We start from the raw sequence: 12,005 nt of genomic DNA, 5'->3' as shown, positions 1-12,005 counted from the left end.
CCATAGATAACGCGAATGACCGCGGGCTACTGCCGACCAGTTATTACGACGTTGTATGGATACACAAGCGTATCCCATTGCTTTATTTCCTTCAGGATCGGTTTCGGCATAGTATCCTTTATCTTTCAACACTTTTTCCTGATGATTGTTTTTTAAATCCCCTTTAATAAGACGTAAATAAGCTGCCGCCATTTCACGATCAATCTCATCGGTTCCATCGGGTGAACCGGCACGTGCCATAGTGGCATAATGGATGGGAGACAGTGCTTCCTTTCCACTGGGATGACGTCCGGACATAGATAAAGGCAAATGACGCTTATTACAGTAAAAACGCATCGTAAGTAATACATTTTTCACAATCTGATGTGCCTCGGGGGATACTGCAAACGGAGTACCATGCAATATATAAATCATATTGGTGACTCCTCCCAAGGCTCCGATTCCATAAGCCGGATAATTATTACAATGATGATAAGCGGAACCATCTTCTTTGAATACTTCGGTCAGTCCCTGAGATGGAAGACAACCATTATTAACCCAACGGGAGAAGCATTTCAGATATTGCACTTTCTCAGGCGTATCCTCCATAATCAATATCCCGGCAAGCCGGCCTACACTCAACGTGTTGAAAATGTCGGCATTCTCACCCTGGCTTTTAGGCATGTGAAACGTTTCGTTACACATCGAGTACCACTGCATGGTTCTTCCTGCCGCTTTCTGTCTTCCTGTTTCATGTAAGACACTTTTCATTAGGAAATAGGCTGTAAAGAAGTTACGGAAACTATATCCATGAAGCGTAAGGGTACCCAGACAACTTCCATAGTCCCATCCTTGGTCGGTCAGATGATCATACATAGCAAGAAACATCTGTTTCAATTCTTCTTTTTCCATTGGAATCAATGTATTGTTATAAGCTACAGCAATCCGATTCATCAGGCTAAAATAACCTACAGCATCCATATTAAGGGCTGCCAAGTTGTTCCAATCAGGTAAAATGCGTCTGAAAGCATTGCTTACGGCAGCCCCGTAATAGATGGGACGACCGATGACAGAACCGTTTTTATAGGTAATATTATACAAAGAGTAAGTATCTCTTAAAGTTTTCATTACATGCGGAGTAACTTCACTCGAAGGGCAAATGAGTCCGAGAAAACGTTCTTCAATTACTTTCATATGCTTCTTTTGAACGTCGCTGATTACGGTTTCAACTGGTATATCAGGAACTAACGTAGCACGTTTTGCAAATGATCCCCACGAACTGTTGGAGTTTTTATTGATAAATGGCACTTGGAGATCGGCAGTAGGGCAACGATGATCTATTTTAGCTGCTGTCAGGAGATGATCGATGTATAGTTCACCGGCAACACCGGGGGCCGTAATTCGTATTTCATTCATTCCTTCTTCAGGCTCTCCTTCCATATCTCTTTCGTAAATAACCCAGCCCGTACGCCATCCGTTGAAACCGAGCTTATACGGGAAAGAACAACATTCTTTACCGTTTTTCAGGAAAACGAAACGCAATTGTCCATTCACTGTTTCTTTTCCGTATATCCAAACCATAAAAGTTGACAAGAACTTATCGACACCCGTCGGATCTTTCGGTTCAAAGCCAAGCTCTTTTTTTATTGAAAGCACTCCGTTGGGCTGAAATTTCCATAGTAAAGAGCTTTCCCCATCTTTATAATGATCGCTGGAAATAGACACTTCGGAATCAGAGGCCGTAACAAAAACAGGTACTCCCTGATCTTCAAATGACAGCAACCTCTCATGTTTAATAAATTGTGCCGGCACTGCCGTAGACATAAGCAGGTACAATATTAACAAAAAACTATTTTTTTTCATGTGTATAGATATATAATTACTGATTCTTATACTGATTCTTACCTTCTTTATCGGGGTCGCGCATCATCAACTTATGGTACGTGTCTTTAGCTACCACTTTCTCTTTTTTCTTATAAGTCTTTGCACCGTTGGTAACAAAAAAACTGTCTTCCAATCGGATATCTTCAATAGAGGCACCAATCATCACTTTGAATTCTCCCGATTCCACCACTTTCTGGTTTTGAAGATTAATGAGTTTCAAATCGTCCGGTACAATACTGAAACGAACCACTTTAGACTCGCCCGGTAATAGATGCACACGTTCAAAGCCACGGAGGTTCTTTTCATAAGTAGTAGTGGAGCTTATCACATCATTCAGGTAGAGTTGTACCACTTCGTCTCCCGCCACTTTTCCAGTATTGGTAATGCGACAGGAAATATTTACATTACCCGTCTTGGATTGTATACTATCGATAGCCAAAGCATCATATTCAAAAGTCGTGTACGACAAACCATACCCAAAGCAATAAAGTAATCCGCAAACACAGGCATTCGGGTAGCTTAATGGAGGCTCGTCATTAGCTCCCGGCTTGCATGGAACATTCATAGGTAATTGCCCTATCGATCGGGGCCAAGTACTATTCAATTTCCCTCCGGGATTATACTCTCCCATCAAGGTTTCCGCAATAGCCTGTCCGCCTTGTGCACCGGGATAAGGTGCGGCCAGAATGGCCGATGCATACCTGTCGGCATAATTAATGGTAGCCGGACGACCCCATATCAAAACCACTACTACAGGTTTTCCGGTTTCAATAACCGCCTCGAGCAATTGTTCCTGATGACCGGGTAAATCGAGGCTGGTACGTGTACGGCTTTCACCGGAAGTTGCTGTCCCGTCACCCAATACAAGTACGGCCACATCGCTTTGTTTTGCCAATTCGACAGCTTCGGCAATGCTTTCTTTCTCTTCTTTGGATAAGGGCTGCGGAAACAATTCGCTCTCAGGCCAACCTTCATTTACCAAACCAATACCTAACGTATAATTAACTTCAATGTTTTTTTTATCGCAAATATTTTTCAAACCGTCATAAACACTTACAAAATGAAAATCCATCGGACCGTAGTGTGTCGGTACGTAATTGCAAGTATTGGCATTAGGCCCGATTAAAGCTATCTTCTTAATATCGGAAGATAACGGCAATGTATTATTGTCATTCTTTAGCAATACCATACATTCGCGTGATGCCTGCAAAGCAGTCTCCATGTGATCATCACATTTCAGCAAAGCCTGTGCTTGTACGGCATCACCGGTATATGGTTGATCGAACAATCCGATCCAGAACTTAACATATAGCACCTGAGAAACCAGCTCATCCAGCTTTTCGACCGACAATCGCCCCTCTTTTACTAAAGTGCGAATGTGATTGATGTATACATCCGGACTATCAAAACGGGTACGGACATTCAGTCCGGCCTGCAAGGCTCGTAAAGTAGATTCTTCCAAGTCTTCACATACATTGTGGAAGACAGTCATACGTTCAATGGCATAGCTATCGGAAACTACATATCCTTTAAATCCCATTTCACCCCGTAATTTTCGGGTCAGGAATTCATAACTTCCGGCTATCGGATCACCATCATAGTCATTCAGAGCGCACATCACACCGAGAGCACCGGCTTCTTGAAATACTTTACGGAAGGGATATTCGTGGATATAATACATCTCTGAAGGAGTAATGTGCGGATCTGTACGCGTGAAATACTGTCTGGCAGCCTTACAATCGCCATAACCGACAAAATGTTTGGGAGTTGACACCACGCGCTGGTCCTGGATTCCTTTCGCCATTTCCACTCCCATACGTGCCACCAGATAAGGGTCCTCACCAATCGTTCCTTCAAAACGTCCCCAACGCTGATCGCGAACCACATCCAGAATGGGAGCATATACATTGGTATATCCCAGTGCGCGTGCTTCTTTACCCTGAATAGCCCCTTGTAAATAAGCTATCTTTTTATTCCAAGTACATCCTAACGCATTCATAGACGGGAAACTGGTGGCATGCCGGGCAGCTAGACCACGAATGCCTTCATTTGTAAAATCCACAGGTATGCCTAAGCGGGTGTACTCAACGAAAAAGCGCTGTGTTTCGCGGATGGCATTTGCCATATTGTACGGAGAAGAATTTTCCTTGATCATCGGCTTGAGAGAAATATGCTCATCGATATTGCATATTCCGTCTTTGAATATCATATTTTTCCATTCGGCCGTAGGCAGACTGTCTTTCAGGCATTTGCGATGCCCATAATAAGTAGCCAATTGGCAAGTCTTCTCTTCCAAAGTCATCTGTTTCAACAGGTCCTTGATACGATTCTCGATCGGTTGTTTCGGATCTTCATAAACATCGAGTTTTCCATTTTTATTAAAATCGATCCAACCTTTATGATACATTTGTTTTTTAGGAGGATACAACTTTGTTGATTGAGCCTCCACCCAAACTGCCGTCAACAAGAGTGAAGACAGCATTACTAATTTAAGTTTCATCATACTATATATTTTGTACATTAATAATCACTATATACCTACACATCTACATATAAAAGTAATCAGATATAGTAGAAGGGAGAACAGCAAGCACTATGTCTCTACTTCCCTGACAAATCGAAATACAGAACTCCATTTCCCGCCGTCGCCACATAAATACGTTGCTGGTTGGCATTGGTAACAACAGATAGAAACCGGGCACAACCTATGGAATAATCATATATATCTTTCCACGAACCGCCATTATCGTAGCTAATCCATAAAGCGGTATCAGTATCTCCTAACGGATGATTAGAGCAACCCAGCGCCATTAGTTCTCCACCTTTCTCATCACGATTTATCGACATAGAAGATGCATTACAATTCTTGTTGCCTCCCAATTCTATTTGTTGCCAGGTGATTCCAAAGTCACTGCTTTTCCATAAACCTTTATTCCAAAATCCGGCATAAACAACTCCTGCACGATATGGGTCGGCATAAACAAATTGCAATATCTCATTTTTCTGTTTGTCAAAAGGAAGTCCACCTCCTATATTTTCCCAATTATTTCCTCCATCAAGCGTGCGATAGATTCCAGTGGTCCATTCCCCGGCATATATTACACCTGCTTGTTGAGAATCAATGGCCAACATTTGCCCTGTACCACATCCATTTTTATATTGATGATTCACAATTGGAGTTAAGTCCCTATCAATCTTAAATTCATCTTCAGGAACCGATTTCAGATTAATAAAGGGATTAGTGTCAGTTGTATTCCATGTTTCACCCCAATCATTCGAGACATAGACACCAGGATGATATTGCGAATTGGAATCTCCCTCAACATATGCCCAAAAACGCCCTTTTACAATAGGATCTTCCTTTATATCCTGAATAAAATTTTTATTTTCCATCTCCCACTTCTTCTCCGCACTCTTTCCATTATCTTCACTTTTGTATAATCGAATGTACTCTCCCTTTCTCTCATCTACAAAAAGCAACAGGTCTGGATTGAACCGAGACAGACAGACTGTACGTGCCGGACCGTAATTAGCAGGAATAGTTGAAAAGGTTTTGCCACAGTCGGTAGATAGAGCCGGAGCGTGGTCACATACCCCTGAAATGAGTTGATCGGGACGGGAGGGATGCTGCAACAATGTCTCGCAACAGATAATTCCAATTCCCTTAAAATAATTGCCACAATAGTTTTTGCCTAGATCCTCAGTAACCGTTATCCCCCACCAGTTGGCAATGTATAGTTTGTTTGGATTAACGTTATCCGGCAGAATATGCGATATGCGCGAATCACCCAACCTTCTGGTATCATTTCCATGCCAAGCGGGGAAACATGACAAATTTTCAGAACTACAATTTGGAGAAATTAATTGCCAAGTACGTCCCTTATCGGCAGAACGATAAATGGGAATATCTGCCTTTCCCGATGGTATCATCTCAGCAGCATAGAATACGGACGGTTCAAGGGAAGATTGTACCAAAGTACGATAACAGTTTTCTGATGGTAGATCGGAGATGAGTTTAAATGATTTTCCACCGTTCTCGCTACGATATACTCCCACATCTGCCGTAAATAACACAGTGTTTCCATGATCAGTAACAATTATCTCATATATAGCAGCTAATTTATTACTCTCATATAAAACTTGCCAACTTTCCCCGCAGTCGTTTGACGTATATATACGAGTCTTTTTATTTCTCCTAAAATCTTGTAGTGATTTGGGATCTTCGCTAAATCTATAAGATTTAGGATCATTACTATATTTATCGGAGATTGTACACACATAAATACGATTATCACAGAATTGTACAGAAGACATACGCTCTCCTTCTAACCCTTTGCAGGTCCATGTCTCACCATTGTCATGGCTCATCCAAAGGCCTTTGGAGAAACTTCCTGCTACGACCTCACCTTTTCTGTCCGGATTGAAAACAATAAGCTCTCCAAACATACGTGTCGGGCCATTACCGTAATAATCGAGTCCATCTTTTACAAGATACCAACTTTCTCCTCCATCATCAGAACGGTGAATACGTCCTGTGAAGCGAAAACTGCGCACATCACCGGATGCGCGTAGCAGTCTTTTATTATCGAATGGATCTATAGCGAGAGAATGGCAATAATGATCACTCATCTTATTCATACCGGAATTCTTTACAGCCCAGCTTTTACCACCATCCACACTCTTAAAAATACCGGCAACATCACTTCGGGCATACAGTATATTACTATTCAGAGGATCTTGTACAATACCGGTTATATATCCACCACCACCCATATCAGACTGATAAACAGTGATATTCTGATTCCCTTTTTTATAAGTACTAAGTTTCACAGATGAAACCTGACTATAACTTAATGATGAATAGCAAGTCAACAACACTATTACTAAAAATGATTTAGACTTCATATTTCTATATTTTATTCAAATTACAACCAACTGTATCCTATTATTCACTTATACTTTCCGATCTATTAATCTTACAAAATCAATTGTTAATTAAAGATATAGCTTTTACCTTCAATTGCATTGTATGTAGCCATCAATGACTTGGACTTCGCTTCTATAACAGCTGCCCGATAGGGTACCATATGTAATTCATGTAGTTCTCTTTCGTTCAAAGCGATATTCCCGGTATCACATCCTCCATCTGCTACGAAATCTGTTAAAAGATGTTTGGGATTACAGATTACTCCGTTCCCCTGTACACCTTTTATAAATTCAACACCAAATCAAGCTGCCAAATAAGAATCTTCCCCGTACGTCTCTTTCATTCTTCCATGACGCGGATCACGTGCAAGGTCTAAAGTTGGAGATAATACCTGACGAATCCCCCGACTATAGGTCTCTTTTCCAATAGCATTTCCTATCCTACGGATCAAATCTAAATCCCAAGTACCAGATAGTACAATAGGCTGTGGATAGGGCCATGTAAAGCTTCATCATTAATTATAACAGGAATCCCCAACCGGGTTTCTTCAATTGCTACTCTTTGAATTTCATTCTTTATCGTATTTTAATTTACTGCCATTTGCGAATATGCAAAAATACACATAGGAAAAGATTAAGAACACCTGTGTCAGTACAAAACAGGGGTAGGATAAGTACAAAATCACCCATTTCAACGATATTGCATGAGATTAAAGCGTATTATAGAACTAAAATCATTCTAATCATTTTTACGGTAATTTAGCGGAGCTACATGGTATCGGTCTTTAAAGCATTTAGTAAAATATTTGGGAGAACTAAATCCAAGTCGATCCGATATCTCCGAAATAGCTAATTCCTGACTAGACTTGAGCATTATAGCAGCTTTCTTGAGACGGTATGTCATAATAAATTCATAAGGCGTTTGTCCCGCAATGGCTTTCATCTTGGTGAAAAGTTTGGTACGTGCCATCCCAAGCTCAGAAGCAAATGAGTCCATATTGAATTCAAAATCATCCAAATGCTGCTCTACGACCGCTACTGCTCTATCTAAAAATTCTTTATCAAAGGCATTTGTTGCAAGCACCTGAGCCATAGCCTGAGGCTGTTTGCTGAATTTTTCCTGAAGCATAATCCGATTATTGACAAGATTATTGCATCTGGAAAGAAGAATATTAACATTAAACGGTTTTGTGATATAGTCATCCGCTCCTATCCGTAATCCTTCCAAATTATTTTCTACGGTTGTTTTAGCTGTTAGAAGAATAACCGGAATATGGCACGTGTCTAAATCTTTTTTTATAATCTGACATAATTCAATTCCGGACATCCCCGGCATGACGATATCACTAAGCACAATGTCGGGCATCTCACTACGTAATATTTCCAATCCTTCCAACCCGTTCGAAGATGATAGAACCATATAAAACGGTCTAAAAATCTGAATTAACATATTTCTCAAAGAGAGATTGTCCTCAATAATCAATATCTTAACGCTACTCGTATTTACTTCCTCTACATTATTATCAGAAGATACTGCATCTTCCTGTAACAAGAGTGATTGGAATGACTCCGGCATAGACATTTGTCTTAAGTAATCGATATTTTCCTCCTTTTCACCGATCTGTTCTTTCTGAAAATGATTATTTCCAATCTTAAGATATATGCGAAAAGTCGTTCCCATTCCTAATCCTTCACTTCGAACTTCAATTCTACCATGATGTAAATCAACAATACCTTTTGATAGAGCAAGTCCAATGCCTGTCCCTTGAAATGAAGAATCTTGATCTACTTGATAAAACCTATTAAATATCCTATCCATATCTTTCGGAGCAATGCCGACACCGGTATCGATAATTTCAATAACAACTTCCTCGTTCTCCTTCTGAATCGAAATTTTGATATCTTCACCTTCCTTCGTATACTTAAAAGCATTTGAGATGAGGTTGTTGAATACTTTATGCATCTGTTTGGGATCAAACCAGACTTTCAAGTCGTCTACTTCTTTACAGAATTGAAAATGAATACGCCTATGTAAGGCATATTCATTAAAAAGTAAATAGTGCTCATACAAAAAACTAACTATATTACTCTCAACTACCTTAATCTTCAAATACCCTTGATCTTGCTTTCTAAAATCAAGTAGCTCGGTTAGTAGTTCTCTTAGATGCAAGCAACTTTTGTATATACTTAAAATTTTATTAAATCCGCCCGGAACCAGTGAACGTGTTTGTAGAAGTATCTCTATCTGTCCGATAATTAATGTCAAAGGGGTTCGGAATTCATGTGAAATATCTGTGAAGAAACGCAACTTAGCCTGATTTAGTTTCTCAAGATCTTCTGTATGCTTTTTCTCATATTTAAGAGATTCTTGCAATTCAATACGCTTTTTATACACGCGAACCAGATAAAAACTTAAAATTGCCAGGCAAAAAAAGTAAGCCGAATAAGCCCATATCGTTCGGTAATAAGGAGGTAAAACTTCTATCTCCAAACGGCTTTCTGGTACCAAATTACTATTTTCACCTTGAGCCTTCACTACAAGGACATATTTACCTGGAGACAAATTTTCATAGGTTACTGTATTTTTACTACGCATACTTGTCCATGATTTGGAAAATCCCTCTAAGAAATACACAATATCCTCTCTGTAAGAAGGCAGATAGTCAGTAAAAGCGTATTCGATATCAATTCTGTTTTGATGGGATTTTAATACAATACGCTTAGTTAAAGACAAACTTTGTGATAAAATGCCGTCTTGACCATTGACAGCAACTTTCTCTCCATTAATAAAAAGTTGATAAGGCAAAATGGAATATGAATGAAAAACAGGTTTAAGGCGTTCGGGCTTAAAAGAAAACATACCGTCTACTCCCCCAATGAATATTTCTCCATCACTTGTTTTACATAACGATTTCTTCCTTACATCAATCATGGGAAGTCCATTTTCCTTGCCATAGTTCTCTGCCCGTTTTTCTTTTAAATTAAAAATCGAAAAACCGTGGTCAGTAGTTAGTAACAACTCATCTTGCGAAAGTTCACATATATTATAAATGATATTACTGGCAAAGTTATTATTGCGTTTATCAAAATTCTCAAAACTGTCGGTAAGAGGGTCATATAAGTCAAGTCCGTTCTCATTTGTACAAAACCAAAGTCTTTTCCGGCTATCTTCAAAAATATGGTTGATAACCGTACTACTTATGCTATTTGCTTTGGGACTTGAAACATATCTTTTCAACTTCTTTGTAGAAAAATTATAGGCAAAGATACCTTCCAACTCGTCACTACCTGTAATCCACAACACTCCCCGAGAGTCGATTTTCAATTCAATAGCTGAATGTAAGCCCGAATCGTATAATATTATTTCTCCTTCTGTAGTTTCTGGATCAAACATGAATATGCCTCGGTTAGTAGCCAGTATTAATTTGTTTTGATATGGAACTATCGTTCGAATTACATTTGACGGTAATGATTTACTATCGTTCGGATCAGATAAATAATGAGTAAAATGTCCTGTAGTAATATCCAGCTTATTCAATCCACCCAAGTGGGTACCAATCCACAAAACGTTTCTGTTTCTATCGTAAAAAAGTGCCTTGACATTATTATGCGACAGGCTATTCGATACTTTAGTGGACTTATACCAAGTAAATGTATTTGTTGTCCTGTCGAATTTATTAAGTCCTCCACCTTCCGTACATATCCATAAATGATGCTCTTTATCTTCAATAATTTGCCCAACAACTTGGAAGCTAAGTCCTTCTGATTCAATTAAAGATGTATTATACTTTGTATATATCTGATTATTCGGATTAAAATAATTGATTCCGCCATAATAAGTGCCGGCCCAGATCGTACCTTGCTCATCACACAGTAAACTCCATATGGAAGGGTATGAGAGCGCTGTCCTTTTATCACTTTTGGTATAACTTGTAAAAGTTTCCGTTTCGTTATGATATAGATTTAAACCATTAAATGTCCCGACCCAAATATTTCCTTTTTTATCTTCACAACATTTATAGACAAAATCTGAGCTGATCGAAGACGGATCATCCGTTTTGCAACGAAAGTTTTTAAGTGTTTTTCCTTGTAACATATACAAACCATGTTCCCATGTTGGAATCCAAAAACGCCCGGAGCTATCTTTCAACAAATCACAAACTCGTGCATGAGGAATCAAATGGTTTATTTTACTATCTTTACCTACTATATAAATTCCTTTATTCATAGTACCAATCATAATTGAATCGTTTTGCAAACAAATATGATTAATTAATGCGTCTTTATCCGGTAAACTATAATAAAGTTCGAACTCTTTACCATTATATTGATAAATAGAATTCTTCATACTGATATATAGTGCCTCTTTATAATACATGCCTAATACATTATTATAAATTAAGGTTGTAAAGGTTTCTTTTTTTATATCAAACGCAGATACCCCTTTACTCGTCATAAAAAAGACAGTCCCTTTCCTATCGCCTACAATCTGGGCTACATGGTTATAATGCAAGCTGTTTGAATTGTCTTTATCGTATTGATAGACATTAAAGTTTCTTCCATTATATAAATTAACACCATTACGTGTGCCTATCCATATGAATCCCCGTTCATCCTGATACATAGACATGACCGAATTATTAGATAAACCATCCTCAGTAGTAAGATGATTAAACGAAATTTCTTCTCCCACTCCCTGTAAAGAGAAGATGAAAGAAATAAAGATACTTACTAATAATCTTTTATGCATAAGTTTATGAGAGTAGATCAGGTATTAATTCATACTAACTATACAATTTTAAATAGTCATTTTAAATTAGTTTATACAATGTACTACTTCTTTAAACTCCCGTTTATAGTATTTATTGGGAATTAGTTCTTATTCCTTTTTAATTAGTTTAACTTCCAGATTTGCTGCATCTGTGCAGGTAAACTCTAATACTGTTTTTTTAGTATCTGATGAGACTGTTTTACACCCGGGAGTTTCATTGATTCCCCATTTGCCTTTTAGCTCGATACGGACGGGGATTGATTGGCTTGGATTTCCTATCCAGGGACGGGAGTAAATACTGCGTTCGATGCGTTTTCCCTGCTCATCGTATATATCATCGGAAGGCCCCCGATAGAGTGCCAGGTCAGGTTGGCATACGGTAAGTACCGCTTCCTGCTTATGCTCGCGTAACATGATGAGACAAGAGGTATCTACCTTTTGTATG

At 38.9% G+C, this 12,005-nt stretch carries 4 protein-coding genes and 2 pseudogenes; all 6 read right to left on the bottom strand.

The window, feature by feature from the left end:
* A partial coding sequence (locus QX565_RS20235; RefSeq protein WP_289294152.1) for a chondroitinase family polysaccharide lyase occupies positions 1-1,842 on the bottom strand: 1,842 nt, incomplete at its 3' end.
* Positions 1,843-1,858: 16 nt separating this feature from the next.
* Entirely contained in the window at positions 1,859-4,366 is a 2,508-nt protein-coding gene (locus tag QX565_RS20230; protein WP_289294150.1) for a glycoside hydrolase family 3 N-terminal domain-containing protein, read from the bottom strand.
* A gap of 98 nt (positions 4,367-4,464) precedes the next feature.
* Complete coding sequence (locus tag QX565_RS20225) at positions 4,465-6,768, bottom strand: WD40/YVTN/BNR-like repeat-containing protein (RefSeq protein WP_289294149.1); 2,304 nt, start codon at positions 6,766-6,768, stop codon at positions 4,465-4,467.
* A gap of 86 nt (positions 6,769-6,854) precedes the next feature.
* Positions 6,855-7,271 (bottom strand): annotated as a pseudogene (locus QX565_RS20220) (glycoside hydrolase family 3 N-terminal domain-containing protein).
* A 257-nt stretch (positions 7,272-7,528) separates the two neighbouring features.
* Positions 7,529-11,539: a hybrid sensor histidine kinase/response regulator transcription factor gene (locus QX565_RS20215; RefSeq protein WP_289294147.1), complete on the bottom strand. Its 4,011-nt coding sequence runs from the start codon at positions 11,537-11,539 to the stop codon at positions 7,529-7,531.
* Positions 11,540-11,668: 129 nt separating this feature from the next.
* A pseudogene (locus tag QX565_RS20210) lies at positions 11,669-12,005 on the bottom strand (chondroitinase family polysaccharide lyase); the annotation flags it as partial.

The sequence above is a fragment of the Bacteroides sp. 41_26 genome (genome assembly GCF_949740115.1).
Classification (GTDB): Bacteria; Bacteroidota; Bacteroidia; order Bacteroidales; family Bacteroidaceae; genus Bacteroides; species Bacteroides nordii.
Note: the sequence above shows the minus strand (reverse complement) of the source record. Positions and strands in the feature narration are given on the sequence as shown.

What these genes read in the sequence shown, in the direction of transcription:
- QX565_RS20230 (WP_289294150.1), bottom strand. Translation starts at nt 4,366, where the DNA reads ATGATGAAACTTAAATTAGTAATGCTGTCTTCACTCTTGTTGACGGCA.
- QX565_RS20225 (WP_289294149.1), bottom strand. Translation starts at nt 6,768, where the DNA reads ATGAAGTCTAAATCATTTTTAGTAATAGTGTTGTTGACTTGCTATTCA.
- QX565_RS20215 (WP_289294147.1), bottom strand. Translation starts at nt 11,539, where the DNA reads ATGCATAAAAGATTATTAGTAAGTATCTTTATTTCTTTCATCTTCTCT.